Consider the following 24710-nt stretch of genomic DNA (forward strand, 5'->3'; position numbering starts at 1 on the left):
CATAAAAGAGCGAACCCCGGCCGCAAGGACCGGGGTTCATGGTATCCGTACCGAGGCCTCAGGGGCTCGACTTTACTGCCTGCATTCGGCTGGCAACTGGCCTTTGGGAACGCCATTGGTCTCTTTGCAGTCCCATTCGACACGCCCTTTGCCTTCGCTCGGGGTTAGTTGGAGCTGGGCCACGGGGCCGCCGGTGTTGCGGGTCTGCAGGGTGAGCACCCCGGAGTTTCCGACCGCGATGGACCCGCAATACTTGCTGGGTTCGAACTGGTAATCGATGCTGGTTGCAGTGATCTTCGACAACTGCCCAAGATCCTGTGCCGCTTCGCTTACGGCGACTTTCGCGCTCGCCGCCACCGCGATGCACTCGGAATTCTTGGTGCGGATGGTGTAGTTCTGGTACGCGGGTAGAGCTATGGCGATCAGGATGCCGAGGATGGCGATGACGATCATCAGCTCAATCAGCGTAAAACCATAGTTTCGCTTCATGGTGTTCCCCCCTGTAGAAGCGTAATGGCTCGCACGCGCTGGTCCGGGAGGGATCCAGGGTGCTGCTCAGCTGACCGGTCAAAAGAAACCCCGGCAGAACCGGGGTTTCTCGTACTGCCCGATTAAGCGCGGATTAGCCGCGGCATTCGGCCGGCAGCTGCGACTTCTTCGCACCACCGGTGTCCTTGCAGGACCACTCGATGCGACCCAGGCTCTGGGTCGGGGTCAGCTGCAGCTTGGCCAGCGGGTTACCGCCAGTGTCCTTCGAGGTGGTGGTGATCACGCCGCTGCCGGCGGTGATCTCGACCTTCTCGCAATACTTGGTGGCGGCGAACTGATAGCCGTGGTTGCTGGTGGTGATCTTGTCCAGGCCGCCACGGTCCTGAGCGGTTTCGGCCACGGCCAGCTTGGCGGCGGCAGCGACGTTCAGGCACTCGGCGTTCTTGGTGCGGATGGTGTAGTCCTGGTACGCCGGCAGAGCGATGGCGATCAGGATGCCGAGGATGGCGATGACGATCATCAGTTCGATCAGGGTAAAGCCTTGCTGCTTCTTCATGGTGTATCCCCTAGGAGTGTTGGTTGCTTCACGTGCCAGAAGGTGTCGGCTTTCGATCCATCGAAGGTGCCTGGCCAGCTGTTCGTGCACGTAAGGACTACGCACAACCCGTGCCAAGTAGCGACGCTGATGGCACCACCTGCGAAACTGCTAGGGCAGTCACGCAACGGGGGTGGGCGGGGGTGAGTGAGGTGACGCTTTGGGTCAGTCCGAAGGTGCGAGTGGTGACCAAATGCGTCAGGTTGGAAGGCGGGATTCAGAAAATGTGATCTTTATCAGCAATTTCCGTCCGCGAGCATTCGCGACAGGCGTCGCGATGGGGCTTGCCGAAACTTGGCGGCTGAACAGGCCTCGGCCTAGGTTGCCAAACCAGCCCCGCGGTAATTCGCCGGGCGGCGTCCGGCGTGAGCGGCCGGCGCCGGCGCGGGCAGGCGCGTATTCGGTCCGGCTCCGATACCTTCAATACGGAATAACCGGCAAGTAGCGGCCGCAGGGGGGCAGCAGTGCTCGTAGCGTGGCGGTTTGGGGCAGGTAGCCAGGCGAGGTGTGGGCGGCTCAAGCCGGATGTCGTGGCGAGGCTACGCAGACCATAGATATAGCGGGTTGCGGGCGGTCTGCGCCGTGTTGACCGGCTCGCGCAGGACAATGTTTGATCGGTCGGAAAGCCGCTGCTCGCCGGAAGCTGAGCGAGGCAGCGGTCGTCACGCATAGTTTTGCGGGCCCAATGAAAAACGCCGGCTCCTGAGAGCCGGCGTTTTTTGTCTATCCGGACCGGAGCGCCGCGATGGGCGTTCGGGGCCTCGAGTCGGAACGTGAAGCTGCGACAGGGTCGCGGATCAGCCCCTGCACTCGGCCGGCAACTGCGACTTCTTCGCGTTGGTATTGGCCGTGCACGTCCACTCGATACGGCCCGCGCTCTGGGTCGGAGTCAGCTTGAAAACGGCCAGCGGGGAGGCGCCGGTGGCCTTGGTAGTGGCGGTGATGATGCCCTTGCCCGCTTCAATCTCGATCTTCTCGCAGTACTTGGTGGCTTCGAAGGCGTAACCGTGATTACTGGCAGTGATCTGGGCCAGGCCGCCGCGATCCTGGGCGGTTTCGGCCACGGCCAGCTTGGCAGCGGCGGCGACGTTCAGGCACTCGGCGTTCTTGGTACGGATGGTGTAGTCCTGATAGGCCGGCAACGCGATGGCGATCAGGATGCCGAGGATCGCGATGACGATCATCAGTTCGATCAGGGTGAAGCCTTGCTGCTTGTTCATGGATGTTTCCCCTAGGAAGTGTCGGTCGTTGCGCGCCGGCAGGCGCAGCGTCCGCGGGATTCCGGCGGTCGTGCGGATTGCTGGTGCGACTCGTTCCACGCACGCCTCGTGCCAATTCGATGGGGTGTGGATCTGTTGATCCAGGAATGTAGTAATAAATGCTTATTCGATATGTCTCTTGCCGAGGCAACGAATCGCCGATATTTCGGCTCGAAATCGGTGTGCCTGGAAGCGAATTTATTTACGGATGCAGTGAGTCGGAAAAACAGTCGCGCATCGGCATAGGCCACGCTGTTGCCCGCTTCGGGCCGGGCGCGATGGGGTTGGGTCGGTGCTGCCGACCTGGCGCACAAACGAAGACGCCGGACCTCGCGGCCCGGCGTCTCGTGTTCGCAGCGAATGACTAAGGAGTGCGACGGCTCACACCCGCAACCGCCCGCCCTCAGTCGATCCCAAGCTTCTTGAGCTTGTACCGCAACGCCCGGAAAGTGATCCCCAGCGCCGCCGCGGTGCGGGTCTTGTTGTAGCGGTTTTCCTGCAGCGCCTGCTGGATCGCGGCGCGCTCGATCTCTTCTATATAAGAAGGAAGCGCGCTGGTGGCGGTGTCGCGCGGGCTGATCGTGCGCGGGTCGACGGCGCCGGGCGGCTGCGCCGGTTGGCCGGCGCTGGGCGCGGCGGTCGCGGCCGGAGCGGTCTGGGTGGCCAGGCGCGGCAGGCGCAGGTCGCTGGCGCTGAGGGTTTCGCCTTCGGCCAGGGCCAGGGCGCGTTCGAGGATGTTTTCCAGCTCGCGCACGTTGCCCGGGAAGTTGTAGGCGCGCAGCGCTTCGAGCGCGTCGTCGCCCAGGCGCGGTACCGGCCGGCCCTGGTTGCCGGCGAGGCGGTGGAGGATCTTCGCGGCCAGGCCGGGCAGGTCGTCCAGGCGCTCGCGCAGCGGCGGCACGCGCAGTTCGATCACGTTGATGCGGTAGTACAAGTCCTGGCGGAAGCGGCCTTCGGCGACCAGCGCGGCCAGGTCCTTGTGGGTGGCCGAGAGGATGCGCACGTCGACGGTGACCTCGGCCTGGGCGCCGACCGGGCGGATCGATTTTTCCTGGATCGCGCGCAGCAGCTTGACCTGCATCGCCAGCGGCAGCTCGGCGACTTCGTCGAGGAACAAGGTGCCGCCGTCGGCGGCCTGGAACAGGCCGGGCTTGTCGGCGTGGGCGCCGGTGAAGCTGCCCTTCTTGTGGCCGAAGAACTCGCTTTCCATCAGCTCGGCCGGGATCGCGCCGCAGTTGACCGGCACGAACGGCCCGTCGGCGCGGCCGCCCTCGGAATGGATGGTGCGCGCGACCAGTTCCTTGCCGACGCCCGATTCGCCGGCGATGTACACCGGCGCCTGGCTGCGCGCGACCTTGCCGATGGTCTGGCGCAGCTTGATCATCGCCGGCGATTCGCCGTACAGGCGCGAGCCGACCGCCTCGCTGGCGTTGCGCCGGGTTTCGTGCAGTTCCAGCGCGTGCCGGACCAGGTCGCGCAGCACCGACAGGTCCACGGGCTTGGCGACGAAGTCGAACGCGCCGGCCTTGAGCGCTTCCACCGCGGCCTCGACGTTGCCGAACGCGGTGATCATCGCCACCGGCGTGTTCGGATACTTCTGGCTGATCTCGGCGACCAGGTCCATGCCCGAGCCGTCGGGCAGGCGCATGTCGGTCAGGCACAAATCGTAACGATTGCGCAGCAGCTGGCTGCGGGCCTCGTTGAGGCCCGACGCGGTATCGCAACGCAGGCCCATGCGGCCCAACGTCATGACGAGCAACTCGCGGATATCGCGTTCGTCGTCGACTACCAATGCACTACGGGTTTCAGCCATTGCGCCCTCCACCGCCCACGATAACTTAACAAACCTGTCGCGGCCAAGACGCGAATGGCACGTTTTCTGCTTGCCGTGCGCGCAGTCACACTGCCGCTCAGGCCGAAGCCAGCGCGCTCGCGCCGGCCAGGCGGATGCGGAAACAGCCGCCGCCGCCGGGCACGGCGACGTAATCGAGCGAGGCCTGATTGGCGCGGCACAGCTCGCGCGCGATGTACAGGCCCAGGCCGGTGCCGTGCGCGGAGGTGGTGAAGAACGGCCGGAACAGGCGTTCGGCGACCGAATCGGGAATGCCGGGGCCGCGGTCGAGCACGTCGATCGCCGGCAGCCCGACTTCGTCGAAATACACGTGCACGCTGACCCGCGCCGGCTCGCCGGGCTGGCGGCCGTAGGTCAGCGCGTTGTGCACCAGCACGGTCAGCGCCTGGTGCAGCTGGCGCGGATCGACCAGCGCCGGCGCCTGCGCGTGCGCGCCGGTGGCGCGCAAGGTGTCGAGTTCGATCGGGTGGCTGGCGCGGTATTCCTCGACGAACTGGCGCACGAAGCTCATCAGCTCGACGTGCTCGGGCTTGGCCGGCTCGCGCCGGGCCATGCCGAGCACGTTCTCGACGATGCCGTTCATGCGCGAGCCCTGCTGGCGGATGATCTCGAGCAGGCGGCGGTCGGACACGGCGATGTCGCGCGATTCCTCCAGCAGCTGCACGGCGTAGTTGATCGCCGCCAGCGGGTTGCGGATCTCGTGGGCGAGGCTGGCCGAGAAGCGGCCGAGCGCGGCCAGGGTGATCGATTCGGCGCGGCGCGAGACCAGCGAGGTGTCGTCGAGGAAGATCAGGGTCTGGTCGCTGCCGGCGAGCAGGCGGGTGAAGCGCGGCACCACTTCCGGCAGGTCCGGCGCCAGCCGCAGCGGGCTCTCGTCCGGGCGGCCCTCGACCCGCCAGCGGCCGAGCCGGCGCGACAGCTCCGGCGAGGCGATCGCCAGCACGCGGTGGCCGTGCTGGCTGCCGTTGTGTTCGCCGTTGTCGCCCAGCAGCAGCATCGCCGCCTCGTTGGCCAGGCGCAGCCGGCCTTCGCCGTCGACCAGCAGCACGCCGGTGCGCATGCGGCGGATGATGAGTTCGTTGATCTCGGCGTAGTTGGCGGCCTCGGCGCCGCGGCGCTCGGCCAGCTCCTGGCTCTCGCGCATCTGCCGGCCCAGGGTGTTGGTCAGCAGCGCGATCGACAGGTAGCCCAGGGCGAACATCACCGGTTCGGCGATGGTGCGGGTGGCGGTCTCGTCGCCCAGTTCGGTCCACAGCCATTCGCCGATCAGCCCCAGGCAGGCCAGGATCGCCGCGCCGATGCCGAAGCGGGTCGGCAGCAGCAGCGCCGCCGCGCCGACGTTGAACATCAGCATCAAGGCGATGCCGGTGCCGGCGCTGGGCAGGGCGTGGATGGACAGGATGCCGAAGAACAGGTCGCAGGCGATGCCGGCGAAGACGTGCGCGCGCAGGTCGCCGCGGCGGCCGAACACGAACAGCAGCCCGGCGATGAACAGGTAGGACAGCGCCAGCGAGCGCGCGAACAGGTCGTGGCGCGGCTCGGCGATCAGGTTGTCGACCGGCCCGAACAGGAACAACACCAGCAACGCCGCTTCGAGCAGGCGGTAGAGGGTGAAGAAATACAGTTCGCGGCGCAGCGCGGAGTCGGCATCGGCCGGAGTGACGGGGGCGAGACCTGACGGCAAGCGGGTTTCCCTGCGCGGGCGGAGTATCGATCAGTATAGGGCGGCTGGCCGGCGCGGACGGACGGCGACTTGGTGACCGAACGTGCCGGGCCGGATGCGGCCGCCGGGCAGACGTTGCGGCAGGAGCGTGCCGGGCTTGCCCGATCTGGCCGTAGCGGTCTGGATCGGCCCGGTCCTGGCCGCTCCAGCCGGACTTTGGCCGCGGCTTCGCCGTCGCCGGGACCGGGCGACGGGCCGTCGAACCCCCGCGAACCGGGCTCCGCCGGTCGGCCCGCGCCCTCGGGGTTTTGCTCGCCCCGCCGCGATCGGCGACAATGCGGCCCCCTCGCGCCCGCTCCGGCCCCCGGCCGTGCGTCCGCGCGGGACGTCTTTCACTCCCCTCGGTGACGCATGAATTTCCACGAATATCAGGCAAAGCAGCTGTTTGCCGACTACGGCATCGCAGTGCCGGCCGGGCGCGTTGCGCGCACTCCCGAAGAGGCCGTCGCGGCCGCCAAGGCCATCCCGGGCGACCTGTGGGTGGTCAAGGCCCAGATCCACGCGGGCGGCCGCGGCAAGGCCGGCGGCGTCAAGCTGGCCAAGAACTTCGACGAAGTGAAGCAGTACGCCCAGGCCATGCTGGGCACCAAGATGGAGACCTACCAGTCGGCCGGCGTCGCCCTGCCGATCGATACGGTGCTGATCTCCGAAGGCACCGACATCGCCAAGGAGCTTTACCTGTCGGTCCTGGTCGACCGTTCGACCAAGTCGGTCACCTTCATCGCCTCCGCCGAAGGCGGCGTGGAGATCGAGAAGGTCGCCGAGGAGACCCCGGAAGCGATCAAGACCATCCACGTCAACTACGTGCAGGGCCTGCAGGCCTACCAGTGCCGCGAGCTCGCCTTCGACCTGGGCCTCAACGCCAAGCAGGCCGGCCAGCTGACCAAGATCATGCTGGGCCTGTACAAGCTGTTCAACGAGAAGGACCTGGCGCTGGTCGAACTGAACCCGCTGGCGATCCTCACCAACGGCGACCTCGCCGTGCTCGACGGCAAGGTCAACAGCGACGACAACGCGACCTTCCGCCACAAGGATCTCGCCGACATGCGCGATATCCGCCAGGAAGACGAAACCGAGGTCAAGGCCAGCCAGCACGACCTCAACTACGTCACTATGGACGGCAATATCGGCTGCATGGTCAACGGCGCCGGCCTGGCGATGGCGACGATGGACGTCATCCAGCTCGAAGGCGGCTCGCCGGCCAACTTCCTCGACGTCGGCGGCGGCGCCACCAAGGAGCGCGTGACCGAGGCGTTCAAGCTCATCCTGAGCTCGGACAAGGTCAAGGCGATCTTCGTCAACATCTTCGGCGGCATCGTCCGCTGCGACATGATCGCCGAGGGCATCATCGCCGCGGTCAAGGAAGTCGACGTCAAGGTGCCGGTCATCGTTCGCCTGGAAGGCACGAACGTGGAAGCCGGCAAGGAACTGCTGAAGAATTCGGGTCTGGCCATTACCCCGGCCGACGACATCAACGACGGCGCTAAGAAGGCGGTTGCTGCCGTCGCTGGCAAGTAAGGGGCTCACGACAATGTCCGTTTTGATCAACAAGAACACCAAGGTGATCGTGCAGGGCTTCACCGGCTCGCAGGGCACCTTCCACGCCGAACAGATGCTCGAGTACGGCACCAAGGTCGTCGGCGGCGTGACCCCGGGCAAGGGCGGCACCCAGCACCTGGGCCTGCCGGTCTTCAACACCGTGCGCGACGCGGTCGACGAGACCGGCGCCGACGCGTCGGTGATCTACGTGCCGCCGCCGTTCGCGGCCGACGCGATCCTGGAAGCGGCCGACGCCGGCATCAAGGTCATCGTGTGCATCACCGAGGGCATCCCGGTGCTGGACATGCTGCGGGTCAAGAACACCCTGGGCGGCTACGAGGACGTGGTCCTGGTCGGCCCGAACTGCCCCGGCGTGATCACCCCGGGCGAGTGCAAGATCGGCATCATGCCGGGCCACATCCATAAGCCGGGCAAGATCGGCATCGTCTCGCGCTCGGGCACGCTGACCTATGAAGCGGTCAAGCAGACCACCGACGTGGGCCTGGGCCAGTCGACCTGCATCGGCATCGGCGGCGACCCGATCAACGGCACCAACTTCATCGACGCGCTGAAGTGGTTCCAGGACGACCCGCAGACCGAAGGCATCATCATGGTCGGCGAGATCGGCGGTTCGGCCGAGGAAGAAGCGGCCGAGTTCATCGCCCAGTACGTGACCAAGCCGGTGGTCGGCTTCATCGCCGGCGCCTCGGCGCCGAAGGGCAAGCGCATGGGCCACGCCGGCGCGATCGCCTCGGGCGGTTCGGGCACGGCCGAAGGCAAGTTCGCGGCGATGGAAAAGGCCGGCGTCACCACGGTCAAGTCGCCGGGCGACCTGGGCGCGGCGATCGCCAAGCGTCTGGCCAAGTAACGGCCGGCAGGACCAGCCGCCTGGGAAGAAGGGACCGTCTATCGGTCCCTTCTTCGTTTCCAGGCCCCGGGTTCGCAGAGTGAGGAGCGCAATGACGTTTCGGGGCGACATCGAAGGCTTGCGCGGCATCGCGATCGCGCTGGTGGTATTGGCCCATGCCGGGGTACCGGGCTTCGGCGGCGGATTCATCGGCGTCGATGTCTTCTTCGTGATCTCCGGTTACCTGATCACCGGCCAGCTCCTGGGCGAACTTCAGGCGCGGGCGCGGATCGATTTCTGGGCCTTCTTCGAGCGCCGTTTGCGCCGCCTGGCGCCGGCGATGCTGGCGATGCTGGCTGCGACCGTTGCCCTCGCCAGCCTGTTGCTGCCGGGATTCGCCCTCGATGGCCAGTTGCAGGCTGCCGGCTGGGCGGCGGTGTGGCTGTCGAATATCCATTTCATGGGCGCCGATTTCGGCTATTTCGAATCGGGCGCGGCCGAGAACCTGTTCCTGCACACGTGGTCGTTGGGCGTTGAGGAGCAGTTCTACCTGCTTTGGCCGGCGGCGATCGCCCTAGCCTGGAAAGCGGGCCTGCGATCTTGGAAATACTTCGCCGGGGTGGCAGTGCTGGGCTTCGCGGTCTGCCTGGCGGTCGGGCGCTGGGATCCAATGGCGGCGTATTACTCGATGCCGACGCGGCTATGGCAGCTGGCGGCGGGCGCCTGCGTCTACGTCTATGCAGGCCCGCAGGGCAGCGGCCGTCGTGTGGTCGCGTGGCTGGGCGCCGCCCTGCTGGTCGTCGGGTTGTGCCTGATTGGCCCGGATTCCGCCTACCCGGGTGTGTCGGCCGTGCTGCCGACCTTGGGCGCGGGCTTGCTGTTGCTCGGCGGCCGTGAGGCGGCCGCGCTGCAATGGCGGCCGTTGCGCTTCCTGGGCCGGGTTTCCTATGGTTGGTACCTGTGGCATTGGCCGTTGCTGGCGATGCTGCCGGCGATGTCGCTGGGGACGCCGTCGCCGGCAGAGCGCGCCGCGCTGGTCCTCGCTTCCTTGCTGCTGGCCTGGGCGAGCAGCGTCTGGCTGGAAGAGCCGATCCGCCGGCGGCGTTCGGCGCGAGCCCGCCCGACGGTGCTGGCCGGCGTGCTGGGGCTGCTGGTGGTGGCGGTCGGGCTGAAGCTGTCGATGGCACCCGCGCTGGAGCCGATGTCGACGGCGCGCGTGCCGCAGACGTTCGAACAGAAGGTCAGGGCGCGGATAACCCTGCCGAAGCTGTACGAAAGGCCCGAGTGCGACCAGTGGTTCAAGGGCTCTGCGGTCGTGCCGTGCCAGCTCGGGCAGGCGCGCCCCGGCGACGGATTGATGGTGTTGCTGGCCGACAGCGTCGGCGCGGATTGGTCGCCGGCGCTGGAAGCCGTAGCCCAGCGCAATGGCCTGCGGTTCATGGTGATCACTAAGTCGGCTTGCCTGATCGCCGACCAACCCTTCGTCTACGAGCGCATCAAGCGTCGCTACGTGGAGTGCGAGCGATGGCGGGCCGGGGCCATCCAGGCGATCGCGCGGCTCCGTCCGGATGTCGTGGTCATCGGCTCGTCGCAGGGATATCCGCTGGACGCGCAGCAGTGGCAGGACGGCACGGTCGCGGTGTTGCGCCCACTGGCGGCCGCCGCGAACAAGGTGCTGGTGCTGATGCCTACTCCGATGCTCCCGTTCAACGCCCCGGCGTGCGTCGCCACGCGCGGCCGCGAGGAGGACGGCGGACGATTGAGCGCGCCGGACTGCGCGGCGCGCCTCGACGAGATCGAGCGCAAAGACATCGAGCAGGCGTTGGGTGCCGCCGTCGCCAGAGTGCCAGGGGCCCGCCTCGTGAATTTGAACGACCTGTTGTGCTTGAATGGCGTGTGCTCGGCGGTGGTGGACGGACAGCTCGCTTACCGGGACGCACAGCACCTCAACGCGGCTTACGTCGAATCGCTTTCCGGGGCGCTCGCGCAACGGCTCGCCCCTTTGTTGGCGGCCTCGCAGGACACGCAACCCGGCCCTTCGCCGTCGAACCGGCAGCGTACCTCGAACTGACCTCTAGACTTCCTATGAATCGCCTCCGCATCGCCCTGGCCCAGTTCGATTTCCCCGTCGGCGCGGTCGACGGCAACGCCGAGCGCATCGCCGCGCTGATCGCGCAGGCGCGCGACGAACACGGCGCCGACGTGGTGTTGTTCCCGGAACTGGCAATCAGCGGCTACCCGCCGGAAGACCTGCTGCTGCGCCCGAGCTTCCTGGCCGATTGCGAGGCCGCGCTGGAGCGGGTCGCCGCGGCCGCGCACGGCATCGTCGCCGTGGTCGGCTGGCCGCAGGCGGCCGGGGCGGTGGTGTACAACGCCGCCAGCGTGCTGCGCGGCGGCCGGGTCGAGGCGACCTATCGCAAGCGCGAATTGCCCAACTACGCGGTGTTCGACGAGCGCCGCTACTTCGATGTCGATCCCGACGGCGACGCGCTGGTGTTCGAGGTCAGGGGCGTCCAGGTCGGCGTGGTGATCTGCGAAGACCTGTGGTTCGCCGAGCCGTTGGCGGCGACCGCGCGCGCCGGCGCCAGCCTGGTGCTGGTGCCCAACGCCTCGCCGTTCGAGCGCGACAAGCACGCCCAGCGCGACGCGCTGCTGGACCAGCGCGCACGCGAGACCGGCGTGGCCCTGGCCTATCTCAACGTGGTCGGCGGGCAAGACGCGCTGGTGTTCGACGGCGCCTCGGTGCTGGCCGACGGCGACGGCCATGTGCACGCGGCCGCGGCGGCGTTCGAGGACCACTGGCTGGTCGCCGACTACGACGACGCGACCCGCCGCTTCGCGCCGGTGTCGTGGCCGGTGGAGAACGACGAGGGCCGCGACGCGCTGGCCTGGCGCGCAGTGGTGCGCGGCACCCGCGACTACTGCCGCAAGAACGGCTTCGGCCAGGTCTGGCTGGGGCTCTCGGGCGGCATCGATTCGTCGCTGGTGATGGCCATCGCGGTCGATGCGCTGGGGCCGGAGAACGTGATTGCGGTGCGCATGCCCTCGCGCTACACCGCCGACCTGTCCAACGACCTGGCCGCCGAGCAATGCGCGAGCCAGGGCGTGCGCCTGCTGGCGCTGCCGATCGAAAAGCCGTTCCAGGGTTTCCTCGACACCCTCGCCGACGCCTTCGACGGCAAGCCGGTGGACGTGACCGAGGAGAACCTGCAATCGCGCACCCGCGGCGCGCTGATGATGGCGATGAGCAACAAGTTCGGCGGCCTGCTGCTGACCACCGGCAACAAGAGCGAGTACGCGGTCGGCTACGCCACCATCTACGGCGACATGTGCGGCGGCTACGCGCCGATCAAGGATCTGTACAAGACCGAGGTGTTCGCGCTGGCGCGCTGGCGCAACGCCATCGCCGGTTCGCCGGTGATCCCGTGGGCGGTGATCGACCGGCCGCCGTCGGCGGAACTGCGCGAGAACCAGAAGGACCAGGATTCGCTGCCGCCCTACGACGTGCTCGATGCGATCCTGCTGCGTTACGTCGACCAGGAGCAGTCGCGCGAGGAGATCGTCGCGGCCGGCTTCGAGGCCGCGACCGTCGACCGGGTGCTGCGGCTGGTGCGGATCAGCGAGTGGAAGCGGCACCAGGCCGCGCCGGGGCCGAAGGTCTCGCGGCGCGCGTTCGGGCGCGAGCGGCGTTATCCGATCACCAATCGTTATTCCGGCTGAGGTATCGCCGGGCTGCTCCCTGCAGGAGCGGCGCGAGCCGCGACCGCGCTATCGCGATGGCGACGAGGCCTGGATCGTGCGGCGTCGTGGCCGATGCCGGGCTTCGGATAGTTGCGTGGGGGTCGATCGCTTCGCTTGATCGCGATTCGCGCCGATCCTGCAGGAGGCGGCCGCGGCTGCCCGGCGAACCCACATCGCCGTCATTCCCGCGAAGGCGGGAATCCAGGGCTTCTCGTGCGAGAGCGTTTGAGGTCTGGATTGTTGCTTGGCTTGCTGCAAGCGGCGTCGTAGCCGCGGTGTCGCGGTCGCGGCTTGCGCCGCTCCTGCAGGTAGCTGCGGATGCATGCGCCTGAAACGAAAAACGCCGCCCTGGGGCGGCGTTTTTCTTGCGGCGGCGGGGCGGGGCTTACTGGCCCTTGCCGGCCTGCTCGGCGCGCTTGGCTTCGAGCTTGTCGCGGTTGTCCACCGCCGACTTCTCGCCCGCGAACGGGTTGAGCTTGCGCAGGTTGCTCGGGTAGTCCGGCCACTTGCCGGTCAGCGCCGGGTGGTTGGGATCGTTCTGCTGCAGCACGCGCTTGGCGTCGCCGGCCAGGCTCTGGTTGTCCAGGCCTTCGTAGGACTTCAGCAGCACCGCCACCGCGTCGTATTGGTAGCGGCTCTGCGGATAGGTCTCGAGCAGGAACTTGGCGCGGTCGGCCGCGGCCACGTAGGCGGTGCGGCGCAGGTAGTACAGCGAGACGTCGAGCTCGTGGCGGGCGAAGGTGTCGCGCAGCACGATCATGCGCTTGCGCGCGTCTTCGGCGTAGCGGCTGTTCGGGTAGCGCTCGACCACGATCTGGAAGTCGTTGTAGGCCTGCATCGGCGTGGCTAGGTCGCGGCGGCTCACGTCCAGGCGCCAGACCTTCTGCAGGAACACCGTGTCGCGGCTGGAATTGACCAGGCCGCGCAGGTAGTACAGATAGGCGATGTTGCGGTGGGTCGGGTAGGTGCGGATGAAGCGGTCGATGCTGCTGATCGCGTCGTCGTGCTTGCCCGACTTGTACTGGGCGTAGGCGGTTTCGATCAGCGCCTGCTCGGTGTACGGGCCGTACGGGTATTGGGCGACCAGGCGGCGGAAGCTGACCTCGGCCGAGGCCCAGTTGCCGTTGGTCATCGACTTGTGGGCCTTCTCGTAGATCGCCTCGACCGGCTGGCCTTCGTCGGTGTCCTTGTTCTTCTTGAACATCTTGCCGACCCGCGAGCAGCCGGTACCGGCCACGGCAACGATCAGCAGCAGGGACACGAGGCGCAGGACGGCGCGGGACGGGGTGGAACGTACGGTCATGGCAGGCATCGACAGGCGCCGGAGGCACGAAGAGCCGATAATAGCAGTCCGCGGGTCCGAGCCCTTAACCGGACCCGTCTTCCCTCACGAGCCCCAGACGCCGCAATGACCGACTCCTGCCAGACCCTGACCGCGACCGTGCCCGACGCCGCCGCCGGCCGCCGCTTCGACGCGGTCCTGGCCGAACTGTTCCCCGATTACTCGCGCTCGCGCCTGGCCGCCTGGATCAAGACCGGCGACGCCCGCCTGAACGGCCGCGAGGCGCGCCCGCGCGACCCGGTCCAGGGCGGCGAGACGGTCGAATTGAACGTGGTCCTGGACACCCAGACCCACGCCGTGGCGCAGGACATCGCCCTGGACGTGCTGTACGAGGACGCCGAGGTGATCGTGCTCGACAAGCCGGCCGGGCTGGTAGTCCACCCCGGCGCCGGCAACCCGGCCGGCACCCTGGTCAACGCCCTGCTGCACCGCGACCCGTCGCTGGCCGCGCTGCCACGCGCCGGCATCGTCCACCGCCTGGACAAGGACACCTCCGGGGTCATGGTGGTCGCGCGGACCCTGCCGGCGCACACCTCGCTGGTCGACCAGCTGTCCGCGCGCGCGGTCCACCGCCAGTACCTGGCCGTGGTGGTCGGCGCGCTGGTCTCCGGCGGCACCGCCAACGCCGCGATCGACCGCCACCCGCGCGACCGCCTGCGCATGGCCGTGCGCGAGGACGGCCGCGACGCGGTCACCCATTACCGCCTGCGCGAGCGCTTCCGCGCCCACACCCTGCTGGAGTGCCGGCTGGAAACCGGCCGCACCCACCAGATCCGCGTGCACATGCAGCACCTCAAGCATCCCATCGTCGGCGATCCGCTCTACGGCGGCCCGCTCAAGCTGCCCAAGGGCGCCACCGATTCGCTGGTGGAGACCCTGCGCGGCTTCAAGCGCCAGGCCCTGCACGCCGAGACCCTGGAATTCGCCCATCCGGTCAGCGCCGAGCCGGTGCGCTGCACCGCGCCGGTGCCGGCCGACATGCTGCAGCTGATCGCCGAACTGCGCGCCGATTCGCGCGCCGCGGCCGAGGCCGGGCGGTGAGCGCCGACGCCGACGCGGCCAGGCCCTGGATCGACGCCGACTGGCCGGCGCCGCCGGGCGTGCGCGGCTTCACCACGGTGCGCGCCGGCCTGGGCGTGTCGCAGGCGCCGTTCGATGCGCTCAACCTGGGCACGCTCTACGGCGAGCAGCGCGACGAGCCGGCCGCGGTGCTGCGCAATCGCGAGCTGCTGGCGCAGGCGGCCGGCTTGCCGTCGGCGCCGCGCTGGCTGCATCAGGTGCACGGCGCCGGCGTGGTCCGGTTCGATGGCGCGAACGAAAGCGGCGAACCCGAAGCCGACGCCGCAGTGACCTCCACGCCGGGCACGGTGCTGGCGATCCTCACCGCCGATTGCCTGCCGGTGCTGCTGGCGGCCGACGACGGCAGCGAAGTCGGCGCCGCCCACGCCGGCTGGCGCGGGCTCGCCGACGGCGTGCTGGAAGCCACGGTCGCGGCGATGCGCAGCCAGCCCGCGCGCCTGCGCGCCTGGCTCGGCCCGGCCGCGGGGCCGCAGCGCTACGAAATCGGCGCCGAGGTGCGCGACGCCTTCCTCGCGGTCGATGCCGCGGCCGACGCCGCGTTCGTCGCGACCCGGCCGGGCCACTGGCGGGTCGACCTGTACGCGCTGGCGCGGCAACGGCTGGCGCGCGCCGGCCTGCGCGCCGAACATATCCACGGCGGCGGGTTGTGCACGATTTCGGAGCCCGACCGCTTCTATTCCCACCGCCGCGACCGCCGCACCGGACGCATGGCGACTCTGATCTGGATGCAACGATGACGCACGCGGTCCCACGGACGGCCCTGTTCCTCTCGCTCTGCCTCGCCGCGGCCTGCAGCGCGGCGTCCTTCGAAGCGCGCGCCGGCGACGGTTGCGACGAGCGTTCCTACGAACTGCTGCTGGCGGCCTATCCGGGCGCGGACAGCGAAACCGGCGACGAAGGCGAACTCCTGCGCACCGCCGGTTCGCCCAAGCGCTGGATCAAGCTCGACGATGTGGCCTGCAAGGTCTGGCCGGCCTCGCCCGGCAAGACCTTGCTGGCGGTGCGCCTGCGCCACGACGCGGCCAGCGGCGACGTCGACGTCGCCGACCTGGAAGTGCTGGTCGCCGACTCGGCCCAGCCGCGCATCCTGCAGCGTTACCGCGAGACCGAGGCGCTGACCTCCGATGCGGTGCGGATTTCCTCGGTGACCCTGGACACCGCGCGCTACCGCCTCAACGAGGCCACCACCGCGTTCGGCGTGCGCGTGAGCTACAGCGGCTCCTCGCGGGTCAATCCCTACGCAAGCACGGTGCTGAGCCTCTACGCCGCCGACGGCGAGAACAGGTTGCGGCCGGTGCTGAGCAACCTGCAGGTGTCGCTCGACCGCGGCGAGTGGGACGGCAATTGCGCGGGCGAGTTCGAGACCGTGCAGCGCACCGTCGCCATCGACGCCAAGCGCGACCACGGCTATGCCGGCCTGCTGGTCAACTCGGTCGCGCAGGACAACCGCAACGTGGCCAAGCGCGAGGAGTGCGCCGAAGTCCAGGGGGCCAAGCGCAAGATCAGCCAGCGCCTGCCGTTCGATGGCCGCCGTTACGCGGTGCCTGCCGAGCTGCGTGGTTCGTAAGTGGGCGCCAGGGCAGTGAAGGGCTCGCGCGACGGCGAGCGCCTGGGCGCGCGCGAAGGCCTGTATCCGCGCGTGCTCGGCGTGCGCTTCGTGCTGTTGCCGCGGACCCTGCGCCTGCTGCACGGGCGCAGCGGGCGCTGCGTTTATCGCGGCGAAGCCGAGGTCGAACGCGGGCACGGCCTGCTGTCGCGGGTCTTCGCCCGCATCGTGCGGCTGCCGAAGGCGTATGCCGGGCCGGTCGACGTGGAGATTCAGGCCGGCCCGCGCGCCGAGACCTGGACCCGCAGATTCGGCAAGTCGACGATGCGCTCGCGCCTGGCCGGACGCGACGGACTGGTGCTGGAGCGGCTGGGGCCGATGCGCTTCGCGTTCGCGCTCGAACCCATCGGCGAGGCGCCCGAAGCGGCGCTGGCGCGCACGGTGTCGGCGCACACGGGCGATTCGATCACGGTCTCCTCCGCGGCGGTGCCCGCGGCGGCGATGGGCGCGCCGCGCAGCTATGGCGCCGAGCACGACGACGGCGAGGGCCGGGATCCAGGATTGCGCTGGCGGCTGATGCGGGTGCGCGCGTTCGGCCTGCCGCTGCCGCGCGGCTGGTTCGCCGGCGTGCACGCGCGCGAGTTCGAGCGCGAGGGGCGCTATCACTTCGAGGTCAGCGCGCAGTTGCCGGTGGTGGGGCTGCTGGTGCGGTATCGCGGGTGGCTGGAGGTGGCGGAGTAGGCGGCGGTCGCGTCGCGGCGCTGCCGTTCCAGCCGGACACGGAACATCGGTCGCCCCCTGTAGGAGCGGCGCGAGCCGCGACCGCGAAACCTGGCTTACGTCGTAAGCGCGATGTCGCGGTCGCGGCTTGCGCCGCTCCTACAGGGGCTCCGGGGTTGCAGCGAAGCGGATTCCGTAAAGCGCTCACCGGGAGCGGGCTTCGGGCCGCGGCGGCGGGGCTGCGTCGCTGCGGTTGGCATGAGCCGATAACCCATCCTTCGCCGCGCGATCGCCCCAAGCCCGCCGATTGGCGGCACACTCGCGGCTGCGCACGGATCGCAGGCCCGCCCGGCATGGAAGCCTCCCTTTCCGCGTTACGAGTAGCGTCCATGAACTATGTTCCCGCTGGCTGGCCAGCATCGTGTTTCGGGTCCGCGCCGGCGTCGGCGCGGGATGCGGTTCGATGGACAGGGCTCGCGTCGGGCGAGAGGGACGGGGGGCGCGGACGGTGAACGTCGATTCCAAGCGAATGCAGCGCTCGTGGTTCGTCCCCGGCGACCTCAACGGCTTCTTCGGCCTGGTCGTCGACAACCTGTCGATCCTGGGCTTCATCGCCGCCGCGCTGATCGGCATCTTCGGCTTCCCGGCCGAGGTCATCTACACCCGCATGTTCCCCGGCACCGCGTTCGGCGTGCTGGTCGGCAACCTGATCTACACCTGGATGGCGCGGCGGCTGGCCGCGCGCAGCGGCCGCGACGATGTCACCGCGATGCCATTGGGCCTGGACGCGCCGACCAGCATCGGCATGGCGCTGCTGGTGCTCGGCCCGGCCTTCGTCGGCTTCAAGCAGGCCGGCCTGGACCAGGCCGCCGCGGCCGACGCCACCTGGAAGCTCGGCATGGCCTCGCTGGTGGTGATGGGCGCGCTGAAGTTCGTGCTTTCGTTTGCCGGCGACGCGGTCACCCGGCTGATCCCGCGCGCCGGCCTGCTCGGTTCCATCGCCGGCACCGCGCTGGTGCTGATGGGCTTTTTGCCGCTGATCGAGACGTTGCGCTCGCCGCTGGTCGGGTTCATGACCCTCGGCTTGTTGCTGTACGTGCTGGTGGCGAAGGGCAAGCTGCCGGTGAAGCTGCCGGGAGTGTTCGTGGCGTTCGTGTTCGGCACGGTGTTGTTCTACGGCTTCGGGGCCGTTGGGTTGGGAGCTCCGGGCTTCGGTTGGCCTACGCCGCAACCGCTGCAATTCGTGCTGCCGCTGCCCACGCTCGGCTTCATCGACGGCCTGCCGCACACCGTGCCGTTCCTGCCGCTGCTGCTGCCGTTCGGCCTGTTGATGATCGTCGGCGGCATCAACGTCAGCGAGAGCGCGCGCGCCGCGGGCGACGACTACCGCACCCGCGACATCCTGCTGGCGGAAGCGTTCTCGACCTTGGTCGCCGGCTTCGTCGGCGGCGTCGCCCAGACCACGCCCTACATCGGCCAGCCCGCCTACAAGCACATGGGCGCGCGCAGCGGCTACACCTTGTTGACCGGCCTGTTCATCGGCCTGGGCGGCATGCTCGGCATCGTCTCGGGCCTGGTGCAGTGGCTGCCGCTGGCGGTGCTGGCGCCGATCATCGTCTACGTCGCGCTCGACATCACCACCCAGGCGTTCCAGGCCACGCCGAGCAAGCACGCCACCGCGATGGTGTTCGGCTTCCTGCCGCCGATCGCGTACATGCTGTCGATCAAGACCGGCAACCCGGCCTGGATCGACCCGGCCCGCCACGCCGAGCTCGCCAGCGCGCTCGACGGCCACGGCCTGCCGGAACTGGCGGTGATCGTGACCCTGGGCAACGGCTTCATCATGACCTCGATGATCTGGACCTCGGCGGTCGCGGCGATGGTCGACGGCCGCCTGCGCCGCGCCGCCGCGTTCCTGCTCGGCGGCGCCGCGCTGGCGCTGTTCGGGATCATCCATTCGGTCGACCCGCGCGGCGGCGTGTACCTGCCGTGGGCGCTGGAGGGCTTGCAGAAGGTCATCGCCTGGCAGTTCATCGGCGCCTATGTCGGGCTGGCGGCCTTGCTGATCCTGTTGTCGCTGCAGCGCGATCCGGTCGAACCGCCGGCGCAGGCTTGAGAGCCTGCGCCGCAGGCCCCAGTTCTTCCGTGTCCCCACACCGGCCCGCGCCATGTCCCTGCAGAACGAACTCAACGCCGTGCCCGGCGTGACCGCGAACCCGGAGGCCGCGACCCGCGACTTCGTGTTCAACCACACCATGCTGCGGATCAAGGATCCCCGGGCCTCGCTGGATTTCTACACCCGCGTGCTCGGCTTCACCCTGGTGCGCAAGCGCGATTTCGCGGAAGCGCAGTTCAGCCTGTACTTCCTGGTGCTGGTGAACGACCCGGCGCAGATTCCGGCCGAGGAGCCGGCGCGCGGGCAGTGGCTGCTGAGCCAGCGCGGCGTGCTCGAACTGACCCACAACCACGGCACCGAGCACGACGCGGAGTTCGCCTACCACCACGGCAACAGCGAACCGCGCGGCTTCGGCCACATCTGCGTGTCGGTGCCGGACGTGGAAGCGGCCTGCGCGCGCTTCGAGCAGCTCGGCGTGGCGTTCCAGAAGCGCCTGACCGACGGGCGCATGAAGGACATCGCCTTCATCAAGGACCCGGACGGCTACTGGGTCGAGATCCTGCAGCCGACCTCGCGGGTCTGAGGCCCGCTCGCGGCGCCGTCCGCGGCCGCCGGAGCTTCACGCAACCGATCCCCCGAGCCGCGCCCGCGGCCGGGGGATTCGTTTTTTCGGGCCCCGGAGCGCACGTCCCCGGTCGTCCCCACCGGCTGAATTCCGCGTCTCCAGCCATCTTGAAACACCCGCCAAAGCCCGCATTAACAGCTCATTCGCGGCCCGCTTGGCAGACTCGCGCGGCAGCCGCCACCTACCTTTCGGAGAACCCTCCATGCGGATGGACAAGCTGACCTCGCGCTTCCAGCAGGCCTTGCAGGACGCGCAATCGCTGGCGGTCGGGCGCGACCACAGCGTGATCGAACCGGCGCACCTGCTGACCGCCTTGCTCGACCAGAGCGGCGGCAGCACGCGCCCCTTGCTGGCCCAGTCCGGCGTCAACGTGCCGCTGCTGCGCGAGCGCCTCGGCGAGGCGCTGGAGAAGCTGCCCAAGGTCAGCGGCCAGGCCGGCAACGTGTCGCTCGGCAACGACCTGGCGCGGCTGCTCAACGTCACCGACAAGCTGGCGCAGCAGCGGGGCGACGCCTTCATCGCCAGCGAGCTGTTCCTGCTCGCCGCGCTCGACGACGGCGGCGATGCCGGCCGCGCGCTCAAGGCCGCCGGCGCGACCAAGGCCAAGCTCGAGGCGGCCATCGACAAACTGCGCGGAGGCGAGAGCGTGCAATCGGAAAACGCCGAAGAACAGCGCCAGGCGCTGGAAAAGTACTGCATCGACCTGACCGCGCGCGCCGAGAACGGCAAGCTCGATCCGGTGGTCGGCCGCGACGAAGAGATCCGCCGCACCATCCAGGTGCTGCAGCGCCGGACCAAGAACAATCCGGTGCTGATCGGCGAACCCGGCGTGGGCAAGACCGCGATCGTCGAAGGCCTGGCCCAGCGCATCATCAACAACGAAGTCCCCGAAGGCCTGCGCGGCAAGCGCGTGCTCTCGCTCGACATGGGCGCGCTGATCGCCGGCGCCAAGTTCCGCGGCGAGTTCGAAGAGCGGCTCAAGGCGGTGCTCAGCGACCTGGCCAAGAACGAAGGCCAGGTGATCTTGTTCATCGACGAACTGCACACCATGGTCGGCGCCGGCAAGGCCGAAGGCGCGATGGACGCCGGCAACATGCTCAAGCCGGCGCTGGCGCGCGGCGAGCTGCACTGCATCGGCGCGACCACGCTGGACGAATACCGCAAGTACGTGGAGAAGGATGCCGCGCTGGAGCGCCGCTTCCAGAAGGTGTTCGTCGGCGAGCCGACGGTGGAGGACACCATCGCGATCCTGCGCGGGCTCAAGGAGCGCTACGCCGTGCACCACGGCGTGGAGATCACCGACCCGGCCATCGTCGCCGCGGCGACCTTGTCGCACCGCTACATCGCCGACCGCCAGCTGCCCGACAAGGCCATCGACCTGATGGACGAGGCGGCCTCGCGCATCCGCATGGAGATCGACTCCAAGCCGGAAGAGCTCGACCGCAAGGAACGCCGGCTGATCCAGCTCAAGATCCAGCGCGAGGCGCTGAAGAAGGAGAAGGACGCCGAATCCAAACAGCGCCTGGCCGACCTGGAAGCCGAGATCGCCGCGCTCGAACGCGAGTTCAACGACCTGGAAGAGGTGTGGAAGGCCGAGAAGGCCACCTTGCAGGGCGCGACCAGGATCAAGGAGCAGATCGAGCAGGCCAAGCTCGACCTGGAAGCCGCGCAGCGCACCCAGGACTTCGGCCGCATGAGCGAGATCCAGTACGGCAAGCTGCCGGAACTGGAAAAGCAGCTCAAGGCCGCGCAGGAAGCCGAAACCCAGGGCTTCAAGCTGCTGCAGGACAAGGTCACCGCCGAGGAGATCGCCGAGGTCGTCGCGCGCTGGACCGGCATCCCGGTGTCGAAGATGCTCGAAGGCGAGCGCGACAAGCTGCTGAAGATGGAACAGGCGCTGCACGCGCGCGTGGTCGGCCAGGACGAGGCGGTGCGGGTGGTGTCCGACGCGGTGCGGCGTTCGCGCGCCGGCCTGTCCGATCCCAATCGTCCCAGCGGCTCGTTCCTGTTCCTCGGCCCGACCGGCGTGGGCAAGACCGAGCTGTGCAAGGCGCTGGCCGAATTCCTGTTCGATTCGTCCGACGCGATGGTCCGCATCGACATGAGCGAGTTCATGGAGAAGCACGCGGTCAGCCGCCTGGTCGGCGCGCCTCCGGGCTATGTCGGCTACGAGGAGGGCGGCTACCTCACCGAAGCGGTGCGGCGGCGTCCGTACAGCGTGATCCTGCTCGACGAAGTCGAGAAGGCGCATCCGGACGTGTTCAACATCCTGCTGCAGGTGCTCGACGACGGCCGCCTGACCGACGGCCAGGGCCGCACCGTGGACTTCCGCAACACGGTGATCGTGATGACCTCGAACCTGGGCTCGCAGATGATCCAGGAGCTCAGCGCCGATTCCTCGCCGGAGGCCTACACGCAGATGAAGGCGGCGGTGATGGGCGTGGTCCAGACCCACTTCCGTCCGGAGTTCATCAACCGTCTCGACGACATCGTGGTGTTCCACCCGCTGGAGAAGAGCCAGATCCGCGAGATCGCCAAGATCCAGCTGCACGGGCTGGAGAAGCGCCTGGGCGAGCGCGGCCTGAAGCTGGCGTTGAGCGAGGCGGCGTTGACCTTGATCGGCAATGTCGGTTTCGATCCGGTGTACGGCGCGCGGCCGCTCAAGCGCGCGGTGCAGCAGCAGATCGAGAATCCGCTGGCGCAGAAGATTCTCGGCGGCGAGTTCGTCAGCGGCGATACGATCCGGGTGGATGCCGCGGGCGGGCATCTGGTGTTCGCCAAGGGGTGAGGCGCGGGAATTGCGAAAGAAAACGGCCCGCGATGCGGGCCGTTTTCGTTTTCGGGATGATGCGGTTGCGCGGTGGTTCGGGTTGTCGCGGTCGCGGCTTGCGCCGCTCCTACAGGTAGCCCTTGTAGGAGCGGCGCAAGCCGCGACCGCGCCACCGCAAACCCCGGCGTCACTCCCCGCCAGCCACCGCCACCGCACCCTGCTTGCGCGGCGCGATCCCCAGCGCCTGCTCGATCTCGCCCGGATCGAAGCGCTTGCCGCCCTTGAACACCGCATCGATCTTGCGGATGTCGCGCATGTCCTTGAGCGGGTCGCCGTCGATCAGCACCAGGTCGGCGTACTTGCCCGGCGCGATGACGCCGCGATCCTTGTCCACGCCGAGCACCTGCGCCGGGGTCAGCGTCGCCAGGCGCAGCACTTCGGCGTTGGGGATGCCGGCGCGCGCGTAGCTCTCCAGCTCGGCGTGCAGCATGTAGCCGGCCATGGCGTCGGTGCCGGGCAGGATCGTCACGCCGGCGTCGTGCAGCGCCTTGAGCAGTTTGAGCATGCTCGGGAACGCCTGCTTGTAGGCTTCTTCCTGGCCGTGCGGCGGCTTCAGCGCGCCCCAGCTGAGATTGCGCCGCGCCTGCGGCGGGAAGCGTTCGGCCACGCCGCGCAGGCCCGGCGGGGTCTTGTCGGTCGGGTCGCCGCCGAACAGGTCTTCCTCCAGCGCCATGGTCGCGTCGATCACGGTGCGGTGGCGCTTGAGGAAGTCGATGAACTCGCGCACCGGCGGCGCTTCGGGCGGGTACTCGTGCGCGTGCGCGGCGACCGCGGTCAGCCGCTGCATGCTCTGGGTGTCCTTGACCCCGGGGTACATGAAGTTGAGTTCGACGTAGAGCAGGTGCTGCAGTTCGTCGGCGCCGTTCTCGATGAACTGCCGCGCCGACATCGATGCCGGCACGTGGCCGCTGTAGCGCAGGCCGCGGGCGTGGGCGCGGTCGGCGATGACCGGCACCAGTTCGGGCTTCAGCGACGAATAGCTCTTGATCTGCATGTAGCCGCGGTCGGCGTAGAAGTCCACCGCCTTGATCGCTTCTTCCGGCGTGGACACCAGCATCTTGGTCGGGCCGGCGTAGGGGCCGGGGCCGTCGATGAAGCCGGCCATCAGCACGCGCGGGCCGATTTCGCTGCCGGCGTCGAAGCGCTTGACCCGCTCGAGGAAGGTGTCGAAGTTGTTGGCGATGTCGCGCGCGCTGGTGACGCCGGCGGCGATGTCGAGCGCGCCGTCCTCGGTGCTGCTGTAGTGCTTGTGCACGTCCCACAGGCCGGGCATCAGGAAGCGGCCGCGCGCGTCGATCACTTGCGCGCCCTGCGGCGCGCGCACCTGCGCGTCGGGGCCGACCCGGACGATGCGCTCGTTCTCGACCAGCACGCTGCTGCCGGCGGCGACGCTGAGGTCGCGCGGATCGAACAGGCGCGCGTTGCGGATCAGCAGCGGGCCCTGGGGCGCGTGGGTCAGGCGCCGGGCGAACTCGGCGCCCCAGCGCGCGCCGGCGGCTTCCTGCAGCTCGATCAGTTTCGCCACCGCCGGCTCGAACTCGCGATCGACGGTGACGAACCAGCCCGAGGCGGCGATGGTCGCGGCGGTGCTGCCGTCTTCGCGCAGCCAGACCATGCGCGGGGTGAAGTCGAGCCCGAGAATGCTGTACAGCCGCAGGTTCGCCGTGCCCTGGCGGCCGGCGATCGGATACTCGCCGACGCGTTCGATCCGCGCTTCGCCGGCCGGCAACAGCGCCAGCTTGCCTTGCGGCGCCTTGAGCAAGGCGCGGGCGAGCGCGCCGGTGGCTTCCGGCGCGGCCTGCAGCGGCAGGAAGAACGCCGGCGCGGCGAGCTCGCGTTCGCCCTGTTCGCTGGGGTTCTTCCAGCGCGCCTTGGCGCCGTCGACGCGGTAGCTTTCTTCGAACGGAGTGAGCAGGTAATCGTTGCCGCTGCCGCTGTACTCGCGCAGGGTGCCGTCGTCGTTGGCGCGCCAGCGCGTGGTGCTGCGGTCGCCGCGGCCGCGGTCGGTGTAGTGGAAGTCGACCCGGACCGAACCGTCGGCGGCGACGGCGACTGTCTGTTCGCCGGCGGGGCGGCCTTGCATCAGCACGGCGTAGTCGCGGGTGGCGGGCGCGGCGTGGGCGGCGAACGCGGAGCACAGGGCGAGGGACAGCGACAGCAGGGCGATCGGGCGCATCGAAGGGCTCCGGGGTGGCGTGCTGGCAACGGGGCGCGGGTGGCGCTGGCGTTGTATAGCCGATTCGGCGGCGGCGGGGATGTGCCGGAAAGGGCAGGGGGCGGCGAGTGTGACGGCCCTCACCCCAATCCCTCTCCCGCAAGCGGGAGAGGGGCTTCCTGCCGCAGCGTCGCTCGCTGTTCCTTCTCCCGCTTGCGGGAGAAGGTGCCCGCAGGGCGGATGAGGGCCGC

At 68.8% G+C, this 24710-nt stretch carries 18 protein-coding genes; 11 read left to right on the forward strand and 7 right to left on the reverse strand.

Annotated features, from left to right (window positions below; translation table 11 throughout):
- Nucleotides 1-72: 72 nt before the first annotated feature.
- The 5 genes from A7A76_RS25885 to A7A76_RS12820 all read right to left on the reverse strand — a co-directional run bounded on the left by A7A76_RS25885 (nt 73) and on the right by A7A76_RS12820 (nt 5879).
- Complete coding sequence (locus A7A76_RS25885) at nt 73-489, reverse strand: pilin (protein WP_206411545.1); 417 nt, start codon at nt 487-489, stop codon at nt 73-75.
- Nucleotides 490-622: 133 nt separating this feature from the next.
- Nucleotides 623-1045 (reverse strand): pilin, encoded by a 423-nt coding sequence (locus A7A76_RS12805; RefSeq protein ID WP_206411546.1) that lies wholly within the window; start codon nt 1043-1045, stop codon nt 623-625.
- Between the two features lie 836 nt (nt 1046-1881).
- The gene (locus A7A76_RS12810) at nt 1882-2304 is read right to left on the reverse strand and encodes a pilin (RefSeq protein ID WP_206411547.1); all 423 of its coding nucleotides are present in this window, start codon (nt 2302-2304) and stop codon (nt 1882-1884) included.
- Nucleotides 2305-2746: 442 nt separating this feature from the next.
- Complete coding sequence (locus tag A7A76_RS12815; RefSeq protein WP_206411548.1) at nt 2747-4156, reverse strand: sigma-54-dependent transcriptional regulator; 1410 nt, start codon at nt 4154-4156, stop codon at nt 2747-2749.
- 97 nt (nt 4157-4253) lie between these two features.
- Entirely contained in the window at nt 4254-5879 is a 1626-nt protein-coding gene (locus A7A76_RS12820) for a sensor histidine kinase (protein WP_206411549.1), read from the reverse strand.
- A 390-nt stretch (nt 5880-6269) separates the two neighbouring features.
- On the opposite strand from A7A76_RS12820, the gene sucC reads away from it, so the two are divergent.
- The 4 genes from sucC to A7A76_RS12840 all read left to right on the forward strand — a co-directional run bounded on the left by sucC (nt 6270) and on the right by A7A76_RS12840 (nt 12024).
- Nucleotides 6270-7436 carry an ADP-forming succinate--CoA ligase subunit beta gene (gene sucC / locus A7A76_RS12825; protein WP_206411550.1) on the forward strand — a complete coding sequence of 389 codons (1167 nt, stop codon included), beginning with the start codon at nt 6270-6272 and terminating at the stop codon, nt 7434-7436.
- Between the two features lie 13 nt (nt 7437-7449).
- Entirely contained in the window at nt 7450-8325 is an 876-nt protein-coding gene (gene sucD / locus A7A76_RS12830; protein ID WP_206411551.1) for a succinate--CoA ligase subunit alpha, read from the forward strand.
- 91 nt (nt 8326-8416) lie between these two features.
- Complete coding sequence (locus A7A76_RS12835) at nt 8417-10375, forward strand: acyltransferase family protein (RefSeq protein WP_206411552.1); 1959 nt, start codon at nt 8417-8419, stop codon at nt 10373-10375.
- A gap of 14 nt (nt 10376-10389) precedes the next feature.
- Nucleotides 10390-12024 carry an NAD+ synthase gene (locus A7A76_RS12840; protein ID WP_206411553.1) on the forward strand — a complete coding sequence of 545 codons (1635 nt, stop codon included), beginning with the start codon at nt 10390-10392 and terminating at the stop codon, nt 12022-12024.
- 406 nt (nt 12025-12430) lie between these two features.
- Here the strand turns inward: A7A76_RS12840 and A7A76_RS12845 are convergent, their stop codons facing one another.
- Nucleotides 12431-13348 carry an outer membrane protein assembly factor BamD gene (locus tag A7A76_RS12845; protein WP_206411554.1) on the reverse strand — a complete coding sequence of 306 codons (918 nt, stop codon included), beginning with the start codon at nt 13346-13348 and terminating at the stop codon, nt 12431-12433.
- Between the two features lie 105 nt (nt 13349-13453).
- Here A7A76_RS12845 and rluD point away from each other — a divergent pair, with 105 nt between their 5' ends.
- From rluD to clpB, 7 genes are all read left to right on the forward strand, one after another.
- The gene (rluD, locus tag A7A76_RS12850) at nt 13454-14428 is read left to right on the forward strand and encodes a 23S rRNA pseudouridine(1911/1915/1917) synthase RluD (protein ID WP_206411555.1); all 975 of its coding nucleotides are present in this window, start codon (nt 13454-13456) and stop codon (nt 14426-14428) included.
- Nucleotides 14425-15204 carry a peptidoglycan editing factor PgeF gene (pgeF, locus tag A7A76_RS12855; RefSeq protein WP_206411556.1) on the forward strand — a complete coding sequence of 260 codons (780 nt, stop codon included), beginning with the start codon at nt 14425-14427 and terminating at the stop codon, nt 15202-15204. The genes rluD and pgeF overlap by 4 nt, the downstream gene beginning before the upstream one ends.
- Nucleotides 15201-16034 (forward strand): hypothetical protein, encoded by an 834-nt coding sequence (locus A7A76_RS12860; RefSeq protein ID WP_206411557.1) that lies wholly within the window; start codon nt 15201-15203, stop codon nt 16032-16034. The genes pgeF and A7A76_RS12860 overlap by 4 nt, the downstream gene beginning before the upstream one ends.
- A 15-nt stretch (nt 16035-16049) precedes the next feature.
- Nucleotides 16050-16754, forward strand: coding sequence for a DUF4166 domain-containing protein (locus A7A76_RS12865; RefSeq protein ID WP_206411558.1), 705 nt, complete (start codon nt 16050-16052; stop codon nt 16752-16754).
- A 508-nt stretch (nt 16755-17262) separates the two neighbouring features.
- Nucleotides 17263-18849: a hypothetical protein gene (locus A7A76_RS12870; RefSeq protein WP_206411565.1), complete on the forward strand. Its 1587-nt coding sequence runs from the start codon at nt 17263-17265 to the stop codon at nt 18847-18849.
- A 52-nt stretch (nt 18850-18901) separates the two neighbouring features.
- Entirely contained in the window at nt 18902-19432 is a 531-nt protein-coding gene (gloA, locus tag A7A76_RS12875) for a lactoylglutathione lyase (protein WP_206411559.1), read from the forward strand.
- A 244-nt stretch (nt 19433-19676) separates the two neighbouring features.
- Nucleotides 19677-22262 (forward strand): ATP-dependent chaperone ClpB, encoded by a 2586-nt coding sequence (gene clpB, locus A7A76_RS12880; RefSeq protein WP_206411560.1) that lies wholly within the window; start codon nt 19677-19679, stop codon nt 22260-22262.
- A gap of 169 nt (nt 22263-22431) precedes the next feature.
- On the opposite strand, the gene A7A76_RS12885 is transcribed toward clpB, so the two are convergent.
- Nucleotides 22432-24480, reverse strand: coding sequence for an amidohydrolase family protein (locus tag A7A76_RS12885; RefSeq protein ID WP_206411561.1), 2049 nt, complete (start codon nt 24478-24480; stop codon nt 22432-22434).
- Nucleotides 24481-24710: the final 230 nt, after the last annotated feature.

The sequence above is a fragment of the Lysobacter enzymogenes genome (genome assembly GCF_017168095.1).
In the GTDB taxonomy this organism is placed as follows: domain Bacteria; phylum Pseudomonadota; class Gammaproteobacteria; order Xanthomonadales; family Xanthomonadaceae; genus Lysobacter; species Lysobacter enzymogenes_D.

Coding starts and splice junctions, on each gene's coding strand:
- A7A76_RS12845 (WP_206411554.1), bottom strand. CDS start 13,348: ATGACCGTACGTTCCACCCCGTCCCGCGCCGTCCTGCGCCTCGTGTCC.
- A7A76_RS12870 (WP_206411565.1), top strand. CDS start 17,263: ATGCAGCGCTCGTGGTTCGTCCCCGGCGACCTCAACGGCTTCTTCGGC.
- A7A76_RS12810 (WP_206411547.1), bottom strand. CDS start 2,304: ATGAACAAGCAGCAAGGCTTCACCCTGATCGAACTGATGATCGTCATC.
- rluD (WP_206411555.1), top strand. CDS start 13,454: ATGACCGACTCCTGCCAGACCCTGACCGCGACCGTGCCCGACGCCGCC.
- gloA (WP_206411559.1), top strand. CDS start 18,902: ATGTCCCTGCAGAACGAACTCAACGCCGTGCCCGGCGTGACCGCGAAC.
- A7A76_RS12860 (WP_206411557.1), top strand. CDS start 15,201: ATGACGCACGCGGTCCCACGGACGGCCCTGTTCCTCTCGCTCTGCCTC.
- A7A76_RS12885 (WP_206411561.1), bottom strand. CDS start 24,480: ATGCGCCCGATCGCCCTGCTGTCGCTGTCCCTCGCCCTGTGCTCCGCG.
- A7A76_RS12840 (WP_206411553.1), top strand. CDS start 10,390: ATGAATCGCCTCCGCATCGCCCTGGCCCAGTTCGATTTCCCCGTCGGC.
- sucC (WP_206411550.1), top strand. CDS start 6,270: ATGAATTTCCACGAATATCAGGCAAAGCAGCTGTTTGCCGACTACGGC.
- A7A76_RS12835 (WP_206411552.1), top strand. CDS start 8,417: ATGACGTTTCGGGGCGACATCGAAGGCTTGCGCGGCATCGCGATCGCG.
- A7A76_RS25885 (WP_206411545.1), bottom strand. CDS start 489: ATGAAGCGAAACTATGGTTTTACGCTGATTGAGCTGATGATCGTCATC.
- A7A76_RS12815 (WP_206411548.1), bottom strand. CDS start 4,156: ATGGCTGAAACCCGTAGTGCATTGGTAGTCGACGACGAACGCGATATC.
- A7A76_RS12805 (WP_206411546.1), bottom strand. CDS start 1,045: ATGAAGAAGCAGCAAGGCTTTACCCTGATCGAACTGATGATCGTCATC.
- sucD (WP_206411551.1), top strand. CDS start 7,450: ATGTCCGTTTTGATCAACAAGAACACCAAGGTGATCGTGCAGGGCTTC.
- clpB (WP_206411560.1), top strand. CDS start 19,677: ATGCGGATGGACAAGCTGACCTCGCGCTTCCAGCAGGCCTTGCAGGAC.